The sequence below is a fragment of the Paenibacillus sp. Leaf72 genome (genome assembly GCF_001422685.1).
In the GTDB taxonomy this organism is placed as follows: domain Bacteria; phylum Bacillota; class Bacilli; order Paenibacillales; family Paenibacillaceae; genus Pristimantibacillus.
The window spans coordinates 227,301-249,191 of sequence record NZ_LMLV01000033.1 but is presented as its reverse complement, the minus strand read 5'-3'; the positions used below and the strand labels follow the sequence as shown (position 1 = coordinate 249,191).

26 protein-coding genes and 1 pseudogene are annotated in these 21,891 nt (G+C 47.2%); 20 read left to right on the top strand and 7 right to left on the bottom strand.

Annotated elements, in window-relative coordinates; all coding sequences use genetic code 11:
- Nucleotides 1-30 precede the first annotated feature (30 nt).
- Entirely contained in the window at nucleotides 31-1,320 is a 1,290-nt protein-coding gene (locus ASF12_RS28430) for an ArsB/NhaD family transporter (RefSeq protein ID WP_081419101.1), read from the top strand.
- Nucleotides 1,321-1,322: 2 nt separating this feature from the next.
- Here ASF12_RS28430 and ASF12_RS28425 read toward each other — a convergent pair whose 3' ends face one another.
- Nucleotides 1,323-2,036 carry a hypothetical protein gene (locus ASF12_RS28425; protein WP_155973517.1) on the bottom strand — a complete coding sequence of 238 codons (714 nt, stop codon included), beginning with the start codon at nucleotides 2,034-2,036 and terminating at the stop codon, nucleotides 1,323-1,325.
- Between the two features lie 232 nt (nucleotides 2,037-2,268).
- On the opposite strand from ASF12_RS28425, the gene ASF12_RS28420 reads away from it, so the two are divergent.
- The 5 genes from ASF12_RS28420 to ASF12_RS28400 all read left to right on the top strand — a co-directional run bounded on the left by ASF12_RS28420 (nucleotide 2,269) and on the right by ASF12_RS28400 (nucleotide 4,593).
- Nucleotides 2,269-2,838: a xanthine phosphoribosyltransferase gene (locus ASF12_RS28420; protein ID WP_056041884.1), complete on the top strand. Its 570-nt coding sequence runs from the start codon at nucleotides 2,269-2,271 to the stop codon at nucleotides 2,836-2,838.
- An 82-nt stretch (nucleotides 2,839-2,920) separates the two neighbouring features.
- Entirely contained in the window at nucleotides 2,921-3,241 is a 321-nt protein-coding gene (locus tag ASF12_RS28415) for a hypothetical protein (RefSeq protein ID WP_046229684.1), read from the top strand.
- A 111-nt stretch (nucleotides 3,242-3,352) separates the two neighbouring features.
- Nucleotides 3,353-3,577, top strand: coding sequence for a hypothetical protein (locus ASF12_RS28410; protein WP_056041882.1), 225 nt, complete (start codon nucleotides 3,353-3,355; stop codon nucleotides 3,575-3,577).
- Nucleotides 3,578-3,580: 3 nt separating this feature from the next.
- Entirely contained in the window at nucleotides 3,581-4,153 is a 573-nt protein-coding gene (locus tag ASF12_RS28405; protein ID WP_056041880.1) for a xanthine phosphoribosyltransferase, read from the top strand.
- 14 nt (nucleotides 4,154-4,167) lie between these two features.
- A complete protein-coding gene (locus tag ASF12_RS28400; RefSeq protein WP_099521865.1) occupies nucleotides 4,168-4,593 on the top strand; it encodes an Rrf2 family transcriptional regulator in 426 nt (141 codons plus the stop codon).
- Nucleotides 4,594-4,652: 59 nt separating this feature from the next.
- On the opposite strand, the gene ASF12_RS28395 is transcribed toward ASF12_RS28400, so the two are convergent.
- Nucleotides 4,653-4,970: a hypothetical protein gene (locus tag ASF12_RS28395; RefSeq protein WP_155973515.1), complete on the bottom strand. Its 318-nt coding sequence runs from the start codon at nucleotides 4,968-4,970 to the stop codon at nucleotides 4,653-4,655.
- 177 nt (nucleotides 4,971-5,147) lie between these two features.
- Between ASF12_RS28395 and ASF12_RS28390 the strand changes: the two genes are divergently transcribed.
- Nucleotides 5,148-5,723: a GNAT family N-acetyltransferase gene (locus tag ASF12_RS28390; protein WP_056041877.1), complete on the top strand. Its 576-nt coding sequence runs from the start codon at nucleotides 5,148-5,150 to the stop codon at nucleotides 5,721-5,723.
- 54 nt (nucleotides 5,724-5,777) lie between these two features.
- On the top strand, nucleotides 5,778-6,314 hold the full coding sequence (locus tag ASF12_RS28385; protein WP_056041875.1) for a ClbS/DfsB family four-helix bundle protein: 537 nt from the start codon (nucleotides 5,778-5,780) through the stop codon (nucleotides 6,312-6,314).
- A gap of 103 nt (nucleotides 6,315-6,417) precedes the next feature.
- On the opposite strand, the gene ASF12_RS28380 is transcribed toward ASF12_RS28385, so the two are convergent.
- Nucleotides 6,418-7,014, bottom strand: a complete 597-nt coding sequence (locus tag ASF12_RS28380; RefSeq protein WP_056041873.1) for a TetR/AcrR family transcriptional regulator — start codon at nucleotides 7,012-7,014, stop codon at nucleotides 6,418-6,420.
- A 97-nt stretch (nucleotides 7,015-7,111) separates the two neighbouring features.
- Between ASF12_RS28380 and ASF12_RS28375 the strand changes: the two genes are divergently transcribed.
- From ASF12_RS28375 to ASF12_RS28355, 5 genes are all read left to right on the top strand, one after another.
- Nucleotides 7,112-7,663 (top strand): hypothetical protein, encoded by a 552-nt coding sequence (locus ASF12_RS28375; RefSeq protein ID WP_056041872.1) that lies wholly within the window; start codon nucleotides 7,112-7,114, stop codon nucleotides 7,661-7,663.
- A 233-nt stretch (nucleotides 7,664-7,896) separates the two neighbouring features.
- Nucleotides 7,897-8,577, top strand: a complete 681-nt coding sequence (locus tag ASF12_RS28370; protein WP_056041870.1) for a response regulator transcription factor — start codon at nucleotides 7,897-7,899, stop codon at nucleotides 8,575-8,577.
- Nucleotides 8,574-10,340: a sensor histidine kinase gene (locus tag ASF12_RS28365; RefSeq protein WP_056041868.1), complete on the top strand. Its 1,767-nt coding sequence runs from the start codon at nucleotides 8,574-8,576 to the stop codon at nucleotides 10,338-10,340. Before ASF12_RS28370 ends, ASF12_RS28365 begins: the two co-directional genes overlap by 4 nt.
- 94 nt (nucleotides 10,341-10,434) lie before the next feature.
- On the top strand, nucleotides 10,435-10,833 hold the full coding sequence (locus tag ASF12_RS28360) for an Rrf2 family transcriptional regulator (protein ID WP_056041866.1): 399 nt from the start codon (nucleotides 10,435-10,437) through the stop codon (nucleotides 10,831-10,833).
- 95 nt (nucleotides 10,834-10,928) lie between these two features.
- Nucleotides 10,929-11,480: a methylated-DNA--[protein]-cysteine S-methyltransferase gene (locus ASF12_RS28355; protein ID WP_056041863.1), complete on the top strand. Its 552-nt coding sequence runs from the start codon at nucleotides 10,929-10,931 to the stop codon at nucleotides 11,478-11,480.
- A 93-nt stretch (nucleotides 11,481-11,573) separates the two neighbouring features.
- On the opposite strand, the gene ASF12_RS28350 is transcribed toward ASF12_RS28355, so the two are convergent.
- Entirely contained in the window at nucleotides 11,574-12,518 is a 945-nt protein-coding gene (locus tag ASF12_RS28350) for a helix-turn-helix transcriptional regulator (RefSeq protein WP_056041862.1), read from the bottom strand.
- Nucleotides 12,519-12,660: 142 nt separating this feature from the next.
- On the opposite strand from ASF12_RS28350, the gene ASF12_RS36705 reads away from it, so the two are divergent.
- From ASF12_RS36705 to pelA, 7 genes and pseudogenes are all read left to right on the top strand, one after another.
- Entirely contained in the window at nucleotides 12,661-12,834 is a 174-nt protein-coding gene (locus tag ASF12_RS36705) for a hypothetical protein (RefSeq protein ID WP_442952561.1), read from the top strand.
- Between the two features lie 14 nt (nucleotides 12,835-12,848).
- Nucleotides 12,849-13,840: pseudogene (locus ASF12_RS34085) on the top strand (MFS transporter); the annotation flags it as partial.
- Nucleotides 13,841-13,993: 153 nt separating this feature from the next.
- A complete protein-coding gene (gene uvrA, locus ASF12_RS28335; RefSeq protein WP_056041856.1) occupies nucleotides 13,994-16,570 on the top strand; it encodes an excinuclease ABC subunit UvrA in 2,577 nt (858 codons plus the stop codon).
- A complete protein-coding gene (locus tag ASF12_RS28330) occupies nucleotides 16,536-16,856 on the top strand; it encodes a hypothetical protein (RefSeq protein ID WP_056041855.1) in 321 nt (106 codons plus the stop codon). The genes uvrA and ASF12_RS28330 overlap by 35 nt, the downstream gene beginning before the upstream one ends.
- Before the next feature lie 21 nt (nucleotides 16,857-16,877).
- Entirely contained in the window at nucleotides 16,878-17,483 is a 606-nt protein-coding gene (locus ASF12_RS28325) for a pentapeptide repeat-containing protein (protein WP_056041853.1), read from the top strand.
- A gap of 204 nt (nucleotides 17,484-17,687) precedes the next feature.
- Complete coding sequence (locus ASF12_RS28320; RefSeq protein WP_081419113.1) at nucleotides 17,688-18,185, top strand: EVE domain-containing protein; 498 nt, start codon at nucleotides 17,688-17,690, stop codon at nucleotides 18,183-18,185.
- Nucleotides 18,186-18,352: 167 nt separating this feature from the next.
- Complete coding sequence (pelA, locus tag ASF12_RS28315; RefSeq protein WP_056041851.1) at nucleotides 18,353-19,303, top strand: pectate lyase; 951 nt, start codon at nucleotides 18,353-18,355, stop codon at nucleotides 19,301-19,303.
- Between the two features lie 128 nt (nucleotides 19,304-19,431).
- On the opposite strand, the gene ASF12_RS28310 is transcribed toward pelA, so the two are convergent.
- From ASF12_RS28310 to ASF12_RS28300, 3 genes are read right to left on the bottom strand one after another with little or no spacing between them, the layout of a single operon-like run.
- Nucleotides 19,432-20,436: an alpha/beta hydrolase family protein gene (locus tag ASF12_RS28310; protein ID WP_056041849.1), complete on the bottom strand. Its 1,005-nt coding sequence runs from the start codon at nucleotides 20,434-20,436 to the stop codon at nucleotides 19,432-19,434.
- A 25-nt stretch (nucleotides 20,437-20,461) separates the two neighbouring features.
- Nucleotides 20,462-21,097: a GNAT family N-acetyltransferase gene (locus tag ASF12_RS28305; protein WP_056041847.1), complete on the bottom strand. Its 636-nt coding sequence runs from the start codon at nucleotides 21,095-21,097 to the stop codon at nucleotides 20,462-20,464.
- The gene (locus tag ASF12_RS28300; RefSeq protein ID WP_056041845.1) at nucleotides 21,094-21,885 is read right to left on the bottom strand and encodes a helix-turn-helix domain-containing protein; all 792 of its coding nucleotides are present in this window, start codon (nucleotides 21,883-21,885) and stop codon (nucleotides 21,094-21,096) included. The genes ASF12_RS28305 and ASF12_RS28300 overlap by 4 nt, the downstream gene beginning before the upstream one ends.
- Nucleotides 21,886-21,891 lie beyond the last annotated feature (6 nt).

Genomic DNA, 21,891 nt, shown 5'->3' with positions numbered 1-21,891 from the left:
TCTGACTAAAGGCAGGTTGGCATAAAGGCTATGACTATGATTATTTCCATTATCGTATTTATTATCACGCTGGCGCTTATACTGGTGAAGCCAAAAGGCATGAATGAAGCTTTAATTGCGCTTGCCGGAGCTATTATTTTATTTGTTTTACAGCTGCTAAAGCTGGAGGATGTCGTATACATCTGGGGATTTGTGTGGAATGCGACGTTTTCCTTGATTGGCATTATGATTTTTACGTCTTTGCTGGATCAAAATGGCTTTTTCCGCTGGGCGGCGCTTCATATTGTCCATCGCTTTAACCAACTGCCGCTGCTGTTGTTTACGATGCTGTCGCTGCTCGCTGCGGGAATTACGATTTTTTTCAACAACGATGGAACGATTTTGATTATGGTGCCGATTGTGCTCGAAGTAACCGCGCTGCTGAAGCTGTCCCGGAAAGGAAGGCTCGCCTACTTGCTCGGAATCGGGCTGATGGCAGACACAGCAAGCGCTCCCCTGATGATGAGCAACTTGACGAATATTTTGACGGCCGATTTTTTTCGTATTCCCTTTGATCAATATGCCTCGCAAATGCTGCTGCCTGGACTTGCGGCAATTGGCGCGACCATTGCAGTTACTTTAACTTATTTCGGCCGGATCATTAAAAATGACAAGATCAGGGGCGACATGCCAAAGGTATTTCCAAAGCCTGCAACCGTGCTGGGCCATGTTACGCTGTTCAGGCTTTCCTGGGTCATTATCATCATCATGATGGCCGGTTATTTGATGTCGGAGCATTTCGGGCTTCCAGCTTGTGTGATTGCGCTTGGTTGTGCGGGGCTCCATTGGGTGGCGTCGGCTATTTTTAAACAAGTGGATGCCAAACAGACGGTGCTGCGGGCACCGTGGCTCATTATCGTATTTGCGCTGGCGATGAATTTGGTTGTGTACAGTTTGCATGTGCATGGGGCTGTTGCGTGGTTTCCGGACTTGATTGCTGCGGCTTCCAGCGGCTCGCCAATGGCTGGCATATTTGGTTCGGGATTGTTGTTTGCGCTGCTGGCGGCAGCTATTAACAACCTGCCCGCGGTTCTCATTTCGTCGCTTGCGATTACTCAGGTGAATGGGGCAGATTATTTGCCTTACGCCAGCCTGCTAGGAACGGCGATTGGGGCGAAGCTTACGCCCATCGGTTCGCTTGCTACGCTGCTGTGGCTGCAACTGCTGAGTCAGGGCGGCGTAAAGGTTTCATGGCGGGAGTATACGAAATATGGGCTGCTGTTTACGTTTCCGATTTTGCTCGTTGCTTTACTCATGCTGTGGTTGACCGGGGATTACTAAAGCTAGCTGCGGGCAAGCAGCTTGATGGACACGATCTCGCTTAAATCGGGATCAAGATCGAGCTTGAGCAGCGTCTTTGTTCCCTCGTATGCGATAATAAAGCCGCTTTGTGACGTAGGTTTGCCAAGCGCCTTAACGGCAGTTTTGGAATGGTCGCCGATTTTAACGCCGCTCAGTCCGGTTTTTACTTTTTTATCATACACTTCGATGTATTGAATCGTATTTTTGTCGCTCAGGCCAACAGCGAAGCCATCATATTCGTGGACTTCAATTTTAACCTGATTTTCTTCCTCCAGCGTGTAGGAATCGAGAGCGGTGCCAAAAAGCTTCGTCATGGCTGCTTTAGAATCGCCGATTGCAAGGCCGAGAAGTGCCGGCTTGGCGGCATTCCATTTTCCTTCTTCCGTTGTTTTGGCTGGTGTTGTTTTATTGCTCGACAAGCCGTTTGCAGCATTCACTTCGGTACTGGCGTCTACATGATCTTCAATCGCCTGATTTTGCACAGGGCTTTGCTGTTGCTCCAGAACGTTTTCCAAATAGGTTTTTTGCGGGCTGTCCGACTGAGTGAGCAGCTGGTCTGCTGTCAAGGGAGTACTTGCGCTTTGAGCCGTTTCATTTGGCCCGGCCATGCTTTGACAGCCAGCTGTTGCAACGGCAATGGCTATAACTGCGGCATGTTTTGCAAATCGATAAGGTGATTTCTTCATGTTCGTCACTTTGCAGCGCTCCTCGCTTGTCATCATTGTGATGATGCTTTTATTCTACTATAAGGTAAAACGGATGATATTGGGAAAAAGTTTCTGTTAAAGGGCAAAAAAGTTGGGGAAACGACCCATTAATTCCTATGGGCGGAAACGAGGAGGCAAGTTATGCGTTTCTTATTGCGCTGCTGGCTATACCTATGGTAAGTTATCCAAAAGGAATTTTTGGTGGGGGGAATGGCATACGATGGATATTTTAAAACAACGAATTTTGGAACAGGCTTCGGTACTGTCAACGGATGTGCTTAGGCTGGATTCTATTATCAACCACCAGGTCGATCCTGCATTAACGATGGAAATGGGCCATGAGTTTGCAAACCGCTTCGCTGGGGAGCAAATTACGAAGGTCATCACAATAGAGTCTTCAGGCATCCCGTCTGCTTTTGCAGCTGCTTATGTGCTTGGTGTACCGCTTGTTTTTGCAAGACGCAAAAAGACGCTAATCGCTGATAATGACGCTTATTGTGAGCGTGTCCCTTCGTTTACGAAAGGGATGGTTACCGATATTATGGTATCCAAGCAATATTTGACAAGCGAAGACCGGGTGCTGTTTATTGATGATATTATTGCCAATGGCGATGCAGCACGAGGACTTCTCAAAATTATTGAGCGCTCTGGCGCAAAGCTTGTGGGCATGGGTGTTGTCGTGGAAAAATCGTTTCAGGCAGGCTCGCGCACGCTGCGTGAGCAAGGGGTTCGCGTGGAATCGCTCGTTAGCATCTCGTCGCTTGAAGGCGGCCAAATTACATTTGAGTAAGATGTTCCAGAACAATTGCTCTTTCCCCGCAAGTGAAATTGGCTTATAATAAAACGTAAGTGATCGAGGGGAGGCAGAAATAATGGGAAATTGGTCAGCAGAATTCATGGATGTCAAATTATCCGATGCGAAAAATCATTTTGAGCGTGCATTAGATTGCAAACATACGGAATTTGATGATTTGTACCCTTATATGATTGAGCATCCGCAATTTTTCTGGTACAAAAGATATGTAGCATGGTCAGAGCTGCTTACGATCGTGAAGCTGTTTGAAGAGCTGGATCTGGAATGGCGTGAGCCGTTTAGCGAGCGTCAAGCCGAGTACATTGGTAAGCGTGTCATGTCCTCGCGCGTATTGGATGAGTGGTATGAAACGAATGATTCCAAGGAACATGTTGGCTAAGGCATACGCAGATCAATAGCATATATCAGCCTCAATAAACGGTTCTACAGTTTATTGAGGTTTTTTTTCACCTTATACGGGAGTGCGGCTTGAGGGGAGGAGTGTTCGTGCATGGTTAGTGAGGAATTGCTGGATCAGTTCCGAATAAGCGGCGAGAAAGTGCGCGTTGTCCGCGATGGGCTGGAGATGAATGACGTCATTGGCATCGTCGTAGCTTGGGATGATGCTTCCGTCGTCATTCGCAGAGCAAACAGGCGGGTCGTCAAGCTGAGCAGGACGTATTTGTATGAACCGGCCTCTCAGGAACGTGGCAGCATTTTGGAAGGGGAAGTATGACGGATGGAGCTTTTGAAGCAGAAGATTAGAGAAGAGGGCATCGTGCTAGGCGAGCAGGTGCTTAAAGTAGATTCGTTTTTGAATCACCAGATTGATCCGAAATTGATGTTTGCCATTGGGGAGCATTTTGCAGAGCTGTTTGCTGCTGCGGGTGTGACGAAGGTGTTAACGATTGAATCATCAGGAATTGCGCCTGCCGTCATGGCGGCAATGAAGCTGGACGTTCCGCTGATTTTTGCCCGGAAACGCAAGTCATTGACGCTTCAAGATGATTTATACACGCATAAGGTATATTCCTTTACGAAGCAGGAGGAGAGCGAGGTTAGCGTTGCCCGCAAGTTTGTACAGGCGGACGATGTGTTTCTCGTCATCGATGATTTCCTGGCAAATGGGGAGGCGGCACTTGGCATGGCGCGCATCGTAGAGCAAGCTGGAGCCAAAGTTGCAGGAATCGGCATCGTCATTGAAAAGTCTTTCCAACCGGGCAGAGAACGATTGCTTGAGCTGGGATACCGAGTGGAGTCGCTGGCAAGAATTGCTTCACTTTCGAATGGACAGGTTGCATTTGTCGAATAGAAAGCAGGGTGGTCATCGTGACTAGCAATCGGTTTGCAGTAGCCATACACATCATGAGCCTGCTGGATTTGGATAAGGACGAGCGTTTGACGTCCGACCATATTGCAGGCAGTGTGAATACAAACCCGGTTGTCATTCGCCGCATCATCGGCATGCTGGCGAAAGCGGGTCTTGTACAGACTAGTCCGGGAGTGGCTGGAGCGAGCATTACCCGTCCGCTGGACGAAATTTCGCTGCTCGATATTTATCGGGCAGTTCAATCGCAGACGCAGGAGGAATTGTTTGCGATTCATGACAAGCCGAATCCGGCTTGTCCGACTGGACGAAACATCCAGTCGTCGCTCGAAGAGGTGTTTGCTGAAGCGCAGCAGGCGATGGAGGATAAGCTTGCATCCATACGGCTGTCGCAGGTAACACAGAGTATTGCGAGTAAAATTTAACAAACAAGAAGAGCTGGGCCTTCATAGGCCCAGCTCTTCTTGTTTGTATTTGCTTCAGCTCAAGGGAGCAAAGGAGCATGGCGATTAACGGTTGCCGCCAGTGCGGTTGCCGCCAGTGCGGTTGCCGCCAGTGCGGTTGCCGCCAGTGCGGTTGCCGCCAGTGCGGTTGCCGCCAGTGCGGTTGCCGCCAGTGCGGTTGCCGCCAGTGCGGTTGCCGCCAGTRCGGTTGCCGCCAGTACGGTTGCCGCCAGTGCGGTTGCCGCCAGTACGGTTGCCGCCAGTACGGTTGCCGCCAGTACGGTTGCCGCCAGTACGGTTACCTTCAGAACGGTGTGAACTTTCGATGTTAGGCATATGCATTCCCCTTTCCACTTCATAAGATAATATATGAAGCGAACCTAGTGTTTGTAACGAGACAATTGATTGTTTTATAGATTAATAGGCTCATAAAGGAATAGAGGGGAAAGCTGGCGAAAATAGGCTGGTAAAATAATGGAATCGCCGTTATACTATAAAAAATTTATTTCCTTATCCTTCAGGAGGTGCTGTATGAAATGAGCGAAAATCCAATTTTAATTTCTTTCCCTGAATCGTTTGAAACCGAGCACTTGCTCATTCGGGCTCCGCAGTGGGGGGACGGTGTTTTTAGCAATGAGGCGATTGTTGAAAGCCTGGAGCAGTTGAAGCCGTGGATGCCATTTGTGCAAACCATGCCTACTGTAGAGCAATCGGAAGCTTATGTAAGGAAGGCTCGGTTGAATTTTTTGGAGCGTACCGATTTGCCCCTGCATTTGTTTGATAAGCAGACGGGTGAATTTGTCGGCAGCAGCGGATTGCACCGATTTGACTGGGATGTGCGGAGGTTTGAAATCGGCTATTGGCTGAGAACGTCGCGTTCCGGCCAAGGTTTGATGACGGAGGCGGTAAATGGAATTACCACCTTTGCCATTCAGGAGCTGAATGCCAGCCGAATCGAAATTCGCTGTAATGAGATGAACCACGCCAGTGCGCGGGTAGCGGAGCGGGCCGGTTTTACGCTGGAGGGCATTTTGCGAAAGTCCGCCCGTGAGCAGACAGGCGAGCTTGCTAATACTTGTGTTTATGCGAAGGTGAAAGGGTATGAATTTTAATTCATCATTGCACACGGATGTGATATAACCGAAATGATAAAGAGGGGTGTTATTATGGCGAGCTATGAATATACATCCAAAAAAGAACTGTTGGAAGTTATCCACTCCAATTATGTACTGCTCGACAAGGAGTTTGATGAAATCAGCAATGATCAAAAGGATGACAGAATACCGGACGTGGATAAAACGCCTGCTGAAATAATCGCTTACCAACTGGGCTGGCTTGGTCTAGTTATGGGCTGGGATAGGGATGAGGAAGCAGGGCGCCGTGTTATTATGCCAACTCCAGATCATAAATGGAACCAGCTCGGTAACCTGTACCAATCTTTTTACGAGAGGTACGGTGCATATTCCCTATCTGAGCTTAGAGACTTATTTCGGAAAGAGGAGCAGCGCTGGCTGGAATGGATTGACACATTAACCGAGGACGAGCTTTTTATACAAGGCGCTCGACACTGGACGGGTAGTAAGGAAAACTGGCCGATGGCCCGGTGGATTCATATTAATTCGGCGGCTCCATTTAAATCATTCCGTGCGAAAATAAGGAAATGGAAAAAATATAATATAAAGCATAAATCATTAACTCCATAGTAAATGATACATATGGAAGCCATTAAATAAGCCGGATCAACGGCATAGCTTATTTAATGGCTTCCAACTGACCAGCTCCTATTTTTTGAAAACATCCAGATGTTCAAGGGATTTTCATCAGTGTATCGAGATGCTGGATAACGATGCTTTTCATCCTTTCCTTGCTGAATCGCTGTGGATAGGTGACGCCATGCACGACAAGTCCGTCCACTAGGGCATGAAGCCTTGCCGTTTCGTATTCGGCATCTATATTTGCTATCGTTACGCCTTGCTGGATAAGACGCTCTAACGACCTTCTTAGGCCGTTGTATATTTCCTCATAGGTGCTGAGGCTTATCGCTCGTATCGCTTCGCTTACGGACGCTCTTCCTGCGAAGGCGAGCCAAATTTGCGCTTCTTGCATACTCACTTCCTCCAGTGGCATCAGCTCCCAGATGATCAGCTCCATATCGTGGCGGACCATTCCGGTAAAGGGCAGCGCTTGTATACGCTCATTGACACGCTGTGAAACAAGCTGCATGGAAAAGACCAGCAGCTCGTCCTGCGAAACAAAATAATGTCTAATGGATCCGAGCGACATGGCCATCTCGTCGGCAACGCGGCGCACGGAGACGCTGTCCAGCCCTTCCCTAACGATAATGCGCCATACGGCTTCGGCAATTTCTTCTTTTCGTTTATTGTGATCAACTATTTTTGGCATGAGTGTATTATAGCGCAGTTGTTTTTTTAATACAATTGAGCTATAATAACAACGGTGTTTAAATAATACATTCGTACTAAAAAAGGCGGAGGATACAATGGCCGTGTTTATTATTGGCTGTGAAATGGCTTTCTGGGTGTTTGTGCTGGCTGGTCTAATTAGCCGCTATATGCTGCGCGCCCCTAAGCTAGGAGCGTTTCTGCTGTACTGCACCCCTGTCATCGATCTGGTGCTGCTTGCCGCTACAGTTATTCACCTTCGTGGCGGGGCAGAGGCGAGCTTCGTTCACGGGCTGGCTGCCATATATATCGGCTGTTCGATCGCATATGGGCATTCGATGATCCGTTGGGCAGATGTGCAGTTTGCCCATCGCTTTGCCGGAGGCCTTGCACCACAGAAGAAAGCGAAAACGGGTGAAGAGCATGCCCGCAATGAGCGGTTAGGCTGGCTTCGCCATCTCGCTGCTTGGGCTATTGGATGTGCAGTGTTGTATGGCATGATTATAATGGTTAACGAGCCGCCCCAGACAGTGGCTTTAAGGCAAGTCATGGAGTGGTGGACATGGGTGCTCGGCATTGATTTTATGATCAGCTTCAGCTATACGATCTGGCCAAGAAAGGCTAAAGCAGCTAATGAGAAAGCCAGTTGACTAGCAAGAAGGTTAAGGGTGAACAAAAAGAACGAAGCGAAGGCGCTTCTTCCCTTTGGAAGAGCAGCTATGCTTCGTTCTTTTTGCTATATGGTTATGCAGCACGCCCTATCTCCTCAAACTAGATTGGGTATAATAGATAAGATCGATCTGCTCTGAGCGGATTGGGCACATAAAAGCCATAGTCGATTGTTAAAGTAAGGATCATTATGGATAGAAGAGGAACTCAAATAATGAATAAAACGTTATTGCTAGTTGAAGACGAAAGCTTGATTCGGGAAGTGATAGCCGATTATTTCAAGATGAGCGGCTGGCGCGTATTTGAGGCGGAAAATGGCAAGGAAGCGCTGCTTTGGCTGGGCACTGTGCAGCCCGATCTGATCATTCTCGACATTATGATGCCGCAATTGGATGGCTTCGAGGTATGCCGGCAGGTACGGAGCAGCTTGGCTATTCCGATTATTTTATTGACGGCTAAATCAAGCGATGAAGATAAAATTATGGGGTTTGAGCTAGGTGCCGACGATTATGTGACGAAGCCCTTCAGTCCTAAGGTGCTGCTGGCGCGAGCAGCCGCCTTAATGAAACGGGTGGAGGGCAGCGTCGTGCTGCAGCCGAATATATTGAAATTTGGCGATGCGATGCTTAATTTGACCGCTCACCGTTTGGATGTAAGCGGCGCCGAGGTGGTGCTCGCGCCTAAAGAATACGATTTGTTATTGTTTTTAATTAAAAATAAAGGGATTGTTTTGCGCAGAGACGTCATTTTGAACCAAATTTGGGGGATGGATTTTGAAGGGGATTCCCGTGTCGTTGATTCCCATATTAAGAAGCTCCGGAGCAAGCTCGGCTTTGAGGCCCGGCATATTCGCACCGTTATTGGTACGGGTTATAAATTTGAGGAGGAGCCATGAAGAAGCGGGGAGTTACTTTTAAGCTGTTCATTATGACCGTTGTCTTTTTTCTTTGTTTTTACGGCATGGTCATCCTCTGTCAGCTGCTGCTGTTTGATCAATTTTATGAAAATCAGAAAATAAGCGGCAATGAAAAGCAGCTGGCGAAATTTGCCCAAAACTATGCCCAGACCGGCTGGAGCTCCAGCAAAACGTCTAATGAAGCTGCCCGTTTTATGCTTCAAAATAAAATCCAGCTCGCCATTTTAACGCTGGACGGCAAAGTGAGAATGGATGATCCTTATCACATTACATTAAAAACGGATGATCAAAGCTTGTATGTTGTTCCCTTGTCCTTGTTCTTGAATAGCTACGAAACGGAATTCCGGGCAGCCGGCATTCAGTCGGGGAATGTTGTAACGGTGGAAGGGGAGAAGGAGCCTGGGGCAGAATCGATGAATCAGGTGCTTTATCCGTTAAGCATTCACAAAACGGGCCGCCCAAGTGTAGGCTACACCTCCAATGTGACGATCGGAGGCGAGTATAAGAAGGTTTCCGGCATCGTCACCGAACTGATCCAACCCGTTTCGAGGACGTATACGACGCGGCAAGGCATTTTGCTGGATGCGATCAGCGAGTGGTTCCCACTCAGTCAGGAGCGGAAGGAAAAGCTCGAAAACATGGAGGTTGTAGAGGAAAAGTGGACGCAAACATGGTCAGGTGTTCGCAATTCGATCATGATTTATCCCGTTGAGCAGCAATCGGGGGAAGTGGATTTGCTGTTTTCCGTCACCTCTCTGCAGGAAATCGGCGAAACGAATGAAGCTTTGCGTTGGTTTTACGTCTATTTAGGTGTAGGTGGATTTATCCTCATCATCATTTTATCGTTCTTTTTTTCAAAAATGGTTACCCGTCCGCTCATTTCGATGAACAATGCAGCCAAAAGGATGGTGCAGCTCGATTTCAGCGTGCATGAGCCAATTCGGCAAAACGATGAGCTGGGAAGCTTATCAAGCAGCCTCCATACCCTTTCACGCAGCTTGGACACTGCACTAGGAGATCTGAAGAAGGCCAATCAGCAGCTTGTAAAAGATATTGCGGAAAAGCAAAGGATGGAACAGGCTCAGCAGGAATTTTTCGCAAATGCTTCTCATGAGCTGAAAACGCCGCTTAGTATTGTGAAAAGCTTCAGCGAAGGGCTGCAGGATGGCGTAGGAGCCGGAAAGCAGGATCACTATTTAAAGGTGATTGTAGAGGAAGCGCAGAACATGGAAATGCTTGTGGAGGACATGCTCAATTTGGCCACGCTGCAATCCGATACGTTCAAGCTGCGTAAAAGCACATTTATGCTTAGCGAGCTGCTTGAGGAAGTGACGGGAAACTATGTCCATATGCTGCAAGCTAAGCAGCTTGAGGCTACCGTCATGACGAGCAATGAGCTCCCGCTGCATGCCGACGCGAGGTGGATGAAGCATGTGCTATCAAATTTCATAGGCAATGCGATTCAGCACGCGCAGGAAAACAGCGCCATTACGATTCAGATTGAGGGCAGAGGGAGCAGGCTGATTTTCTCCATAGAAAATGTTGGCGATACGATTCCCGAGGAAAAGCTGGAGCAAATATGGCAGCGTTTTTACCGCGTCGAAAGCTCGCGCAATCGGCGAACAGGAGGCACGGGACTGGGACTCTCTATTGTGAAACGGATCTTGGAGCTCCATGAAAGTGAGTACCAGGTTGAAAATACCGAGAAAGGCGTGAAATTCACGGTCATTTTTAAAGGCTGATGCCCGCTTTGTAGTCACCCGGCAAGCTTGACTAGCTAAGCTAATAACCGCTAATATAGATAAATGAAGTCTTGTATTGAGGGGAATGACCCGCATGAAATATTCAAAAGCTACTAACTATGCTCTTCATACGATGCTGTTTCTTGTGGCGACCAGCCCGGATAAGCCAGTTGGGGTTCAGCAGTTGGCAGAGAGGCAGCAAGTATCGCCTACCTATTTGTCCAAAATATTGACCAAGCTCGTTAAAGCGGGCATGATTGAATCCGCTTCAGGCGCCAACGGAGGCTACAAGCTAAAGCGCAATTGGGAACAAATATCGTTTCTGGATATTATTCATGCCATCGAAGGCACGGCCTCCTTGTTTGATTGCTCGCTGAATCATAGTTCCACTTGTTTAATTCAACAAGTGATGGTGTCAGCTGAGGGGAAGATGGAGGAGCATCTAAGAAATCAAACGATATTTGAGCTTGCTCAAAAAATGCCGGAACATTAGCATAGACGGATGCCCATAGACTGGACGCTTGGAGTAGAAGCGTCCAGTCTATGGGTTTCTTTTTCATAACATTCGCTAGGAAAGGACGAGGGCTGATGAGAACGGATATGATGTGGATGGAGCTGGAGCTTGCCAAGCAAAGGTGGTTATTGCTTGCAACCGAGCGGGGGCTGTGCCGTGTAGTATTCCCACATGAGGAGCTGGAAGGCTGGCGCAATTGGATGAACAAAGCAGCGCCTGGCAAGGAGCCGCGGGAAGATGCAGAGGCGATTAGACGGACAGGCATTGTGGAATGGCTGGAGCGTTATTTTGCCGGGGAACGCAGCTCCTTTGCTGAAATACCGCTCGATTTAATCGGGACGGCCTTTCAACAGCAAGTATGGACCGCGCTTGGTCAGGTGCCTTATGGTGAGACTCGAACCTATGGCGATATTGCGGCTGCCATCGGACGGCCTACGGCAGTACGGGCTGTCGGTGCTGCGAATGGCGCCAACCCGATTCCGATTTTGCTGCCCTGCCACCGAATTGTTGGGGCGGACCGCAAGCTGACTGGCTTTCGCGGAGGTCTGGAGATGAAGCGCAAGCTGCTGGAGCTGGAGCGCATTGAAGGCATAGCAGACGGTGGGCATGCAAGATTTCAATTTTAGCGTGAAGCTTGGACACTCGTATTTCGTCCAAGCTTCACGCTTTTTTTGCTTAAGGTTTATTAGGTTATGCCGCTTTCAAAAGCTGTTACAAGCTTATTTCTCATGGTCCACCTGCGGGAATGCACGCAGCTTGTAAGTATCCACTAAATGATTAATTCTCTTAATAAGCTCTAAACGCACATGTTCAGGCTCCAGGCACTCGCATTTATCGCCAAAGCCAAGTAAATAACCGTATCCAAGGTCATTTTCATTGAATGGAAAGGAAACGACAAAATTATTTCCTCCATGAGGCTCGACGTTTTGCTCCCCGCAGTACTCCACCATAAAGTCGCGAAGCGACTCATCAATTAGAAGCTTAATGGTAATCGTATGTTTTTCAGCCATTTCGAATAGCTCTGGCCCAATTTCCCTAGGCACAAAGCTTTCATTAAGAGGTTTAAGAGCTGAAATGCGAGATAATTTAAATGTGCGAAAATCCTGTTTGGCCATACAATAGCCCTGTAAATACCAGTTTGAATTTTTCAGTACCAAACGGTAGGGCTCGATTTTTCTCAGCGTCCGCTTGCTGTTATGGTCAGAATATTTAAACGACAATAGCTTCTTCTCATGAATCGCATTTTTCATTTCCTCGAAATTCGGCTTTACGTTACGGTTGCCTAGCCAGGGCGTATGGTCAATAGAAATTTGACTTTCAAAATCCTTCATTTGCTCTTCGGAAACGAGCCCCTTTACTTTCGCAATCGTAGTTAAAATTTCTTCACTGGACATTGAAGCTTGAATGCTGTTAAGCCCAATTAATAAGGCCGTTATATCCGAAACGGTAAATAGCTTTTTTTCTATTTTGTAGGCTTCCATAATGCCAATACCGCCATGAACACCCGGATAAGAAATAATGGGAATGCCGGCTCTATTTATCGCTTCTATATCTCGGAAAATCGTGCGAGGAGTGACTTCAAACATTTTGGCAAGGGTAGAAGTACTGACCTTATTACGCTCAAGCAGCAGCATAACGATGGATAATAGTCGATCAATCTTCAAGGGATTCATCCTTATTTTTTATTTTTTTTTGCGAAAAAAACTATGACATACTGTTGTCATAATTCTATATGATAACTTTAATTATGTCGACGGACATAAACGAACAAATCCAAATTTATAAGGGATATGGAGGTATTAAAAGATGAAATTAATGGTAACCGGAGCAACGGGTCAGCTTGGATCATTGATCGTCGAATCATTGCTGCAGCTAGTTCCTGCAAATAGCTTGGCTGTAATCGAGAGTGACGACCCGCCAAAGCTGCTTGGCCGCCGCATGATTCCGCTCCATGAAGTGATCCGCAAGCTGATTTCCTAGATAAAGATGCTGGTATTGGGGGAATTTCAGGCAGCTTCGAGGTGCTGATGACAGCCCGTATTTTCCAGGCGATCGGAACAGGACTTCTGCTCCCGCTTATGTTCAATACGGTGCTTATTATATTTCCGCCCCATAAGCGTGGCTTTGCCATGGGACTTGTGACACTCGTATTTACGGCTGCACCTGCTGTAGGTCCAACCGTCTCCGGATTGATGATTGCCCATTTAAGCTGGCACTGGATTTTCTGGCTATCCCTCGTTCTTATGCTAATTGCATCGCTTGTTGGGTTCATATATATGCAAAATGTATCTGCCATTACCAAACCGCGCATCGACTTGTTATCTCTTGTATTGTCGACTGCCGGGTTCGGTGGCATTGTGTTTGGCTTTGGCAATGCCGGTGAAAGTGAAGCTGGCTGGAGCAGCATGAACGTCATTGTGCCACTAGCTGTTGGCGGGCTTTCACTCGTATTGTTCGTCATTCGGCAATTGATGATGAAGCAGCCATTAATGAATTTAAGAGCATTCAAGCACCCGATGTTTGTTGTTTTGGCCGTCTGTTCGACCAATTCGGCCCTCGATGGCACGTGATACCGGGCATCTTTTTAGCGGCGGTTACGATTTGGTTCTTCTCGGCTGTAACGGCTGTATCCACGATTGCGTTCATTGTCATGCTGCATATTTGTCTCATGATCGGTGTTTTATTAGTGTGGATGCCAGCCCAGACGAATGGGATGAATCAGCTACCTCGCCATATGCATCCGGATGGAACAGCGATTATGAATACGCTCATCCAGATTGCAGGCGCGATTGGCATGGCTGTAGCGGTTAGCGTCATGACATCCGGTGCCAATCACTATATGCAAAATGCAGCTGGGGAAAGCGGTTCGACATTTACACCAGCCGCGCTTACGGCAGGCATTCAGGATGCCTTTGTGTTTGTCCTATTCGTTGCAGTCGCAGGGGCCATCGTTGGACTGTTTATTAAACGTGTAAAAGCTGCCTAGTTCATTCGAGATATAAATGATATAGAGACTTAATCAACGGATATCCAGCTTTAGAGAGCTATCCGTTGATTTTTTTCATGAACAGACGCCGCAGGCGGAAAACGGTTATTTGAGCTTTTTACAACCTGCTTGAGTCATTTAGGAGGTTAGCAGATGGAGCATTTTATACAGGTTAGTGGTGCGCGGGAAAATAATTTAAAAAACATTAGTATTCAAATTCCCCGTGATCAAATCGTCGTATTTACTGGAGTGAGCGGCTCTGGCAAATCCAGCTTGGCGTTTGATACCCTTTATGCGGAGGGCCAAAAACGTTATGTAGAGTCATTATCTGCGTATGCCCGGCATTTTTTGGGACAAGTCGGCAAGCCGGATGTTGACGCCATAGAAGGGCTTTCGCCAGCGATTGCCATTCAGCAAAAAACGACCTCCAACAACCCGCGTTCTACCGTCGGGACACTTACGGAAATTTATGATTATTTGCGTTTGCTGTGGGCCAGAGTCGGAACGCCGCATTGCCCCGTTTGCAACGATGAAATTAGCCGGCAATCTGTTGATGAAATCGTTGATCAAATTTATAGTTTGCCGCAAGGAACGAGGTTTGCAGTGCTTGCCCCTATCGTGCGAAAGCAAAAAGGCGAGCACCGTAAAATACTGGAGCACGCCAAGGCTAGCGGTTATGCGCGTGTCCGGGTGGACGGCTCCTTTTATCAGCTGGATGATGATATTCCATTTCATAAAAACGAGAAGCATACGGTGGAAATTGTCGTTGACCGGCTTACGGTGAAAGCAGATGATGCACAGCGGCTGACCGATTCCCTTGAAACCGCGTTTTCGCTAGCTGGTGATATCGTCCTTATTTATCAGTATGACAGCGGGGAAGAGACTTCCTTCTCACAAAGCTACAGCTGTCCACGCTGCGAGGTGTCATTAGCCGAGTTAACGCCACGCATGTTTTCATTCAATAACCAAGAAGGGGCATGCCGGACCTGCTCCGGGCTAGGCTTTCAAGTCAAAGCGGCCTCTTTTAAGGGAGCTGCTGGGATGCAGCAGGAGGCTGTGGATGAAACGCTTGCGCCGCCATGCCCAGATTGCCACGGAGACCGTCTTGCGCCCATGCTGCTTGCTGTCTCGGTTGGCGGTATGAACATCGCTGAATTTTGCAGGTTATCTGTTTCTGCTGCCCTTGATTTTATTGCGAATTTGAGGCTGCCTGGAACGAAGGCGGCGATTGCTGAATTGATCGTTGCGGAAATTGGTTCCCGGCTTCAGTTTATGAACAATGTAGGCTTGGAATATTTACAGCTTTCAAGGACATCTGGCACTCTTTCCGGGGGTGAGAGCCAGCGCATTAGATTAGCTTCGCAAATCGGTTCGGGCTTAACGGGCGTATTATATATTTTAGACGAGCCCTCCATTGGCCTTCATCAACGAGACAATGCGCGACTGTTGTCGGCATTAGGGGACATGCGTGAAATGGGGAATACGCTCATTGTTGTTGAGCATGATGAAGAAACAATCAGACAGGCAGATTGGATTGTAGATATTGGGCCCGGCGCCGGGAAAAATGGCGGTTATGTTGTTGCGCAAGGAACGCTTGACGATATTGCGAAGGAGCCAAGCTCGGTAACTGGCCAATATTTATCTCGCAAAAAACAAATTGCCGTCCCGGAATACAGGCGCAAAGGCAATGGAAAAGCTTTAACGATTATCGGCGCAGCAGAAAATAATTTGAAAGCTATTGATGTTTCCATCCCACTGGGCACCTTTACATGTGTGACGGGGGTTTCGGGTTCTGGAAAATCAAGCTTAATCAATGAAATCGTCTATAAAAGGCTGGCTGCGGAGCTCAACCATGCCCACATGAGTGCGGGAAATCATCAGCAAATGCAAGGAATCGATTTTTTAGATAAAATCATTAACATTGACCAAAGCCCGATAGGGCGTACCCCGCGCTCCAATCCGGCTACGTACACCGGACTTTTTGACCAAATTAGATCTCTTTACGCCCTGACAAATGAAGCGAAAGTTCGTGGCTACGGCCCGGGAAGATTTTCGTTCAATATATCGGGGGGCCGCTGTGAGGCATGTGCCGGCGACGGAATGATGAAGCTGGAGATGCATTTTCTTCCTAGCGTATTTGTAGCCTGTGATGTATGCAAAGGGAAGCGATACAATCGTGAAACGCTGGAGGTTCACTATAAAGGTAAAAGCATAGCGGAAGTGTTAGAAATGACAGCGGATGAAGCGGTCACATTTTTCGGCAACGTTCCTAAAATTCGTAAAAAGATCGAAGCGCTTTGCAAGGTAGGACTGGGGTATGTGCAGCTGGGACAATCCTCCACGACGTTGTCAGGAGGGGAAGCACAGCGAGTGAAGCTTGCAGCAGAGCTGCAGAAGCCGGCTACAGGCTCAACCCTATATGTTATGGATGAACCTACGACAGGGCTGCATGTGGCGGATGTGCATCAACTGGTTCATATAGTACATGCACTCGTCGATGGCGGGAATACGGTAGTTGTTATTGAGCACAATTTGGATTTGATTAAAAACGCAGATTATATCATCGATTTAGGCCCCGAAGGTGGTACACATGGCGGCAGTATCGTTTGCACAGGTACCCCAGAGGAGGTAGCCGATTGCGAAGCGAGCTACACCGGCCAATATTTGCGAGCTGAGCTGAAAGGAAACGAATCCAATGAATATGATGGATCAACCGGTTACCCATATTAAATTTGGTATTGGGCGTGTAGTAGGCAAGGAAGACGGGAAAATAAACGTTTTATTTTCAAATGCAATTGGGGAAAAATCATTCCAATATCCGGAAGCTTTTGCTCAATTTCTGCAAATGAACAATTCTGATCTCCAAAACTTTATTATATCGGAATATCAATCGAAGCAAGAAAAGCTGCTCAGAGAAGAGGCGGATCAATTGGCTGCTGTACTAGCTGAGCGAAAAACGCCAGAAAAATCAACAAAGTCATCGAAGAAAAAGGCAGAATCCAAAAAGAAGCAATAAAATAGGGCAGGAGGGTTATTTTTGTACCAATACAAGGAGCAGTCTTATAATGAGGTTCCGTTTGATGGACGTGATTTGCGTTATGGCGAATTATTTCGCTGTACGTTTACTAAATGCACATTTACGAATACTTCCATGGAGGAAGTAGTTACGACTAACTGTCGTTTTGTCGAATGCAGCTTTCGCGGAACATCCTTAAACGGCTCCGTTCATACGGGGACAGCCTTCGAAAATTGTAATTTCAACGATGCAAACCTATTTGTTTCCATATTCAACGCTTGCAAAATGACAGGCTCCGACTTTTCGAGTGCCCAAATGGACGGAATTACGATTGCTCAAGGAGATTGGGCTTACACGAACTTAAGGCATGCCCGATTTTCAAAACAAGATTTAAGAGGCGTTCGTTTTTTGGAGGCTGACTTTACGGATGCTAATTTGGAGAAGGCGGATTTAAGAGATGCCGATCTGACCCGAATTTCTTTAAGCAAAGCTAGACTTAAAGGAGCCGATTTAAGAGGGGCCAAGCTGGATGGAATTGATTTAAAGGGCCTTGATTTGAAGGGGGTGCGTATGGATAGCGAACAGGCCGTTATTTTCTTGCGATCCTATGGAGCCATCATCAATTAATTTGAAGGAAATGGACGAGCTAGAGAAGGTGATCAACACTACTGACAACCTGTTGTCAGTAGTGTTTTTGTATAGTTAGCTTAATAAAAGGCCGAGGAGAGAGCAAATATGTTACGAAATGAAGCGTATGATGCGAAAGCCGTAATGAGGAAGTTAGAGCAATTGGCGCAAAGGGGACACACTCAGCAGCCGGCGCAGCTTGCAATGTCCATGGAGCAGGATAGTTTAGCCGCAGTAGCAAGCGATTCGCTAGAGCAGCGCCGCTATTGGATAGGCGTCGTCTCGGAAGCGCATGTGCGGATAGGTGTGGAGGAGGGGGTTGCACAGCTTTGCAACGGCAAGGAAGCTGCGCTGAAGCGGATGCGGGCGGGAGATTGGCTCATTTATTATTCGCCGCGTACGGAGATGAACGGAGGAGAATCGCTGCAGGCGTTTACCGCCATTGGGCAGATGATGGATGACCGGATTTATCCGCATCAAATGACGGAATCGTTTATTCCCTTTCGGCGGGCCGTTCGCTTTCTGCCTTGCCGGACCGTGAAAATCGCGGGTCTGTTGGACGACTTGACGTTTACGAGTGGCAAACGCAACTGGGGCTATTGCTTCCGCTTCGGACAAATTAAAATTAGCGAGGCGGATTTTTTGACAATTGCCATAAAAATGCTAGGGGAAAGTATAGAGGAAGAGCTACATGCTTTATAGGTGTATAGCGAATGTCATATAACGCCATGTTTAGACACTCTTCTACATCTAGCGACAATTTTTTACAAGGATATTATTGACAAATTAACAGGATCTAAGTATAATTCGAAAGGTAATTATGATACAAAAATTACAACTATTTGAAAATTAGGAGGATGATTTGTTCCATGAAAAAAAGTACGGTATCCGTAGCTCTAGCTTTTACTATGCTGCTCTCGGCTCCAGCAGTGCTGCTGCAGCCAGCTGCAACCGTTATGGCGGCAGATGCGTCGGGTACGACAGCAAGCATCTCGAATGTGCTGAAGAACCAGCAAAGTGACGGAGGGTGGAGAAAAGATTACGGACAGAGCAGCGGCGAATGGGCTAAATCTACGATTGATAATAAGGCAACTTATTCGGAGATTCGCAGATTAGCTAGTGAGTATAAGAAAACGAAGGACAGCAAATATTCCGCAGCGGCGATCAAGGGCATTAATTTCCTGATCAATATGCAATATGCCAATGGCGGTTTCCCGCAAGTGTATCAAAGCTCCGGCTATCATAAACATATTACTTATAATGATAATGCGATGATTAATGTGCTGATTTTGCTGGATGAGGTTGCGAACAAGAAAGGCGATTTCTCCTTTATCGACAGCACTTTGGCTAGCAAAAGCAAGCAAGCGGTGGACAAAGGAGTAGACTGCATCCTGAAATCACAGGTTACTGTCAATGGCAAATTGACGGCATGGGGACAGCAGCATGATTCCAGCACGCTGAAGCCAGCCGGAGCTAGAATCTATGAAGTGCCGTCTCTCACCGCTCAGGAGAGTGTAAACATTGTAAAATTTCTAAAAACAAGAGCATCCGATGCTAAAATCGCTGCGGCCATCAAGGGCGCTGAAGACTGGTTCAAAGCGTCGCAGATTACGGGAATCCGGGTCGAGAAGAAGAGCGGCGATGTCGTTGTCATTAGCGATCCAAATGTGAAGACGCCGATCTGGGCACGCTTTTACGAAATAGGCAGCAACAAGCCGATTTTTGTAGGCCGGGACGGCATAGTGAAGTACAAGCTTAGCGACATCGAGAAAGAAAGAAGAACAGGCTATGCCTGGTATGGCAACTGGCCGGCTAAGTAATGGTGCAATTGCCTTTGTCATAGGAATAGGGATAGGGATAGGGATAGGAACCAGCCGCGAGATTGCGCAGCTGGTTCCTATTTTTACTGCAGCATCCTTTTGGTTTCGTTCCTGACATTCAGATCAAGTCAGGGAAGCTGTTTTATAAAAAGCTCGATTTGATTCATATATTCGCTGACGGTTATTTTTCTTGGCGCAAACAGACTAATAAAAGTTGCTTTAAGCTCCGAATCTGCCGTGCTCGTGCTCAGCATCGAATGCTCTGTATTCGGGAAGACCGCGACAGTGAGCAGCGAAGGGGCCACGCCCTCGCGGTACACCTGTTCAGTCTCTTTTACATCTATGTGAATATCGTCCTCTCCGAGCAGCAGAAGCACGGGTGAACGGAAATTAGCCAGATCGCCAGCGGCGTCAGATAAAAAGTTTTTGCTCACAAATGCCCATCTTTCCTGTGACATCATTTCGCCTTGATGAGCTGTTTTTACATATTTCTCGTACGGGGCTTTGTTTTTTAACAGCGCATTGACTTGTTGCTCATATGCTAGCCGGGCTGTAATATCGTCCTCTGAGTACCCTTCCTTTTTCATTTGTTCGCGCGTATTATATTGACCCTGAGACAGCCAATTGATGGCAGGGGATACCAAAATGCTGAAAGCAAGCTGTTCTTCCCCTGCAAGCTTTGGGATGACCCATCCGGCTTGGCTGGCACCCCATGCACCGATTCTTGTATGATCAATCATGGGCTGTGTTCTGGCCCACGCTAAAGCTTGCTGCGCCTCTTCTACCCGGTCATCGATGCTCTGATCGAGCCAGTTGCCGGCAGAGCCGTCAATTCCCCGCTTATTGAGGGACAAAGAAGCGTAGCCGTGGGCAGCAAGCCGCTCCCAAAGCGGCTTGTATCCGTCATTATGAGAGGCATTAATCGGGCCGTCACCATGCACGAACAATACAAGCCCAAGCTTTCCCGAAGCGTGTTTGGGCATGGCGAGTATGCCTGTTAATTGGCCTTCGGGGCTGGGAATCTGGATCGTTTGCTCTACAATGTCAAAGCTATTTTGCTGCAATACATAGAAAGTCGAACTGCCTATAATCAATAAAATAACGATAAGGACAATGCCCATTTTCTTTTTCATAGCGGCTCCTCAATAGGTATTCATTTTATTTCAACTTAATTTTCATATATTCCCATTCCAATTCATGGAACAACATATACTTTAGCAGGCTGCGTTCTTTACGATGCATGTGATAGGAAAGCTGTTCATATAACCGTTTGGCGCCCAGATTATGGCTCGAAACGTGCAGACTCAGGACATTAAAAGAAGGATGGGCACGGGCATAAAGCTCCGCCCACCCCAGCATCAGCTTGCCGATGCCTTCGCCTCGATAATTAGGATGGACGGTTACGTCTGCGATATAACATTCGCCTGGTTGCGGCTTGTACGATAGAAAATACAAACCAAGCAGCAGTTTGAGTAAAGCTCCCTTACCAAATATACGGAATTCCCGCCATAAAGGGAGCATAGGCTGTGGTGTGCTTCCTTCCAGTTCGGACTCAGGCCACCACTTGATGGACAATGTCCCTACGATATTACCAGCTTGCAGCGCTACTACTCGATGTGTTGCGGGCTCATTGGGAAAGTGCTCCAGAAGCTTCTCAAAAAAGAGCGCAAGAATAGAGTCATTCAGCTTAGAAAGCTTAAAAAATTTCTCTTTAAAGCCGTGTACAAGCAATTGGCCGACTTGCCGATTATATTTGGCCTGCATCGGCTCAATTGTAATAGAAGAAACCTTCATATTTTCGTCTCCTGTTCGGCACGTAAGGCTGTTTCAACTTGGATGAGCAGCTCATAATGGAGTTTGTCGTGGCTAAACAAAGATAAATAAGATTTTTCAATGACAATTAACGGTCCCTCCGTAACATAAGCTTGTGCTGCTGCATGACCGTATAGCTGTTCGATTCGTTGTTCAAGCTCTTCCTCGTCGTTAACCTGGAAATGGGCGGAAAGATAGTCTCCTGAAGGCAGGACAAGGTCGCTGGGTTCGGGTGTTTCGGTGCATAGCTTAAGGGTAGATGATTGTTCATACACATAATAAATATCCGACTCGAACAAGTCCGGAACAGGGTCCGACTGTTCAGACAGCAGCCTCGCATGAAGTTTAGTTTGTTCAGCCTTGGCGAACCAGCACTTCAAATGAACAGGTTTTTGCCATTTGATTTGATAGGGCTTGTTCTGTGTGCTAAATGCTTGCTGTTCATGAAGCACTTTGCGAATTAAAAGTTGGAGCTCCTGGAGCCTGGCAATCTCCTGATCGGTTTCGAGCAAAGACGTATGCAGCAATTGCTCATATTGCTCGGAAGAATAGGTAGAGAAGCAGTCCTTAATAGACGAGACAGGTATACCGAGCCTGCGCAGCAGTAATATATGGGACAACCGATAAATCTGATCTATTCCGTACATTCTATACTGGTTGTTATCAATATACGCAGGTTGAAGAATTCCTTTTTCTTCAAAATAACGAATTTGATGAACAGATACATGCATGAGTTTTGCGAGACTGCTAATTGTAATATCATTTTTCATTATGTC

What these genes read in the sequence shown, in the direction of transcription:
- pelA (WP_056041851.1), top strand. Translation starts at nt 18,353, where the DNA reads ATGAAAAAAAGTACGGTATCCGTAGCTCTAGCTTTTACTATGCTGCTC.
- ASF12_RS28385 (WP_056041875.1), top strand. Translation starts at nt 5,778, where the DNA reads ATGGCGAGCTATGAATATACATCCAAAAAAGAACTGTTGGAAGTTATC.
- ASF12_RS28305 (WP_056041847.1), bottom strand. Translation starts at nt 21,097, where the DNA reads ATGAAGGTTTCTTCTATTACAATTGAGCCGATGCAGGCCAAATATAAT.
- ASF12_RS28355 (WP_056041863.1), top strand. Translation starts at nt 10,929, where the DNA reads ATGAGAACGGATATGATGTGGATGGAGCTGGAGCTTGCCAAGCAAAGG.
- ASF12_RS28415 (WP_046229684.1), top strand. Translation starts at nt 2,921, where the DNA reads ATGGGAAATTGGTCAGCAGAATTCATGGATGTCAAATTATCCGATGCG.
- ASF12_RS28330 (WP_056041855.1), top strand. Translation starts at nt 16,536, where the DNA reads ATGAATATGATGGATCAACCGGTTACCCATATTAAATTTGGTATTGGG.
- ASF12_RS28420 (WP_056041884.1), top strand. Translation starts at nt 2,269, where the DNA reads ATGGATATTTTAAAACAACGAATTTTGGAACAGGCTTCGGTACTGTCA.
- uvrA (WP_056041856.1), top strand. Translation starts at nt 13,994, where the DNA reads ATGGAGCATTTTATACAGGTTAGTGGTGCGCGGGAAAATAATTTAAAA.
- ASF12_RS28380 (WP_056041873.1), bottom strand. Translation starts at nt 7,014, where the DNA reads ATGCCAAAAATAGTTGATCACAATAAACGAAAAGAAGAAATTGCCGAA.
- ASF12_RS28410 (WP_056041882.1), top strand. Translation starts at nt 3,353, where the DNA reads ATGGTTAGTGAGGAATTGCTGGATCAGTTCCGAATAAGCGGCGAGAAA.
- ASF12_RS28370 (WP_056041870.1), top strand. Translation starts at nt 7,897, where the DNA reads ATGAATAAAACGTTATTGCTAGTTGAAGACGAAAGCTTGATTCGGGAA.
- ASF12_RS28390 (WP_056041877.1), top strand. Translation starts at nt 5,148, where the DNA reads ATGAGCGAAAATCCAATTTTAATTTCTTTCCCTGAATCGTTTGAAACC.
- ASF12_RS28310 (WP_056041849.1), bottom strand. Translation starts at nt 20,436, where the DNA reads ATGAAAAAGAAAATGGGCATTGTCCTTATCGTTATTTTATTGATTATA.
- ASF12_RS28430 (WP_081419101.1), top strand. Translation starts at nt 31, where the DNA reads ATGACTATGATTATTTCCATTATCGTATTTATTATCACGCTGGCGCTT.
- ASF12_RS28300 (WP_056041845.1), bottom strand. Translation starts at nt 21,885, where the DNA reads ATGAAAAATGATATTACAATTAGCAGTCTCGCAAAACTCATGCATGTA.
- ASF12_RS28375 (WP_056041872.1), top strand. Translation starts at nt 7,112, where the DNA reads ATGGCCGTGTTTATTATTGGCTGTGAAATGGCTTTCTGGGTGTTTGTG.
- ASF12_RS28365 (WP_056041868.1), top strand. Translation starts at nt 8,574, where the DNA reads ATGAAGAAGCGGGGAGTTACTTTTAAGCTGTTCATTATGACCGTTGTC.
- ASF12_RS28360 (WP_056041866.1), top strand. Translation starts at nt 10,435, where the DNA reads ATGAAATATTCAAAAGCTACTAACTATGCTCTTCATACGATGCTGTTT.
- ASF12_RS28405 (WP_056041880.1), top strand. Translation starts at nt 3,581, where the DNA reads ATGGAGCTTTTGAAGCAGAAGATTAGAGAAGAGGGCATCGTGCTAGGC.
- ASF12_RS28320 (WP_081419113.1), top strand. Translation starts at nt 17,688, where the DNA reads ATGTCCATGGAGCAGGATAGTTTAGCCGCAGTAGCAAGCGATTCGCTA.
- ASF12_RS36705 (WP_442952561.1), top strand. Translation starts at nt 12,661, where the DNA reads ATGAAATTAATGGTAACCGGAGCAACGGGTCAGCTTGGATCATTGATC.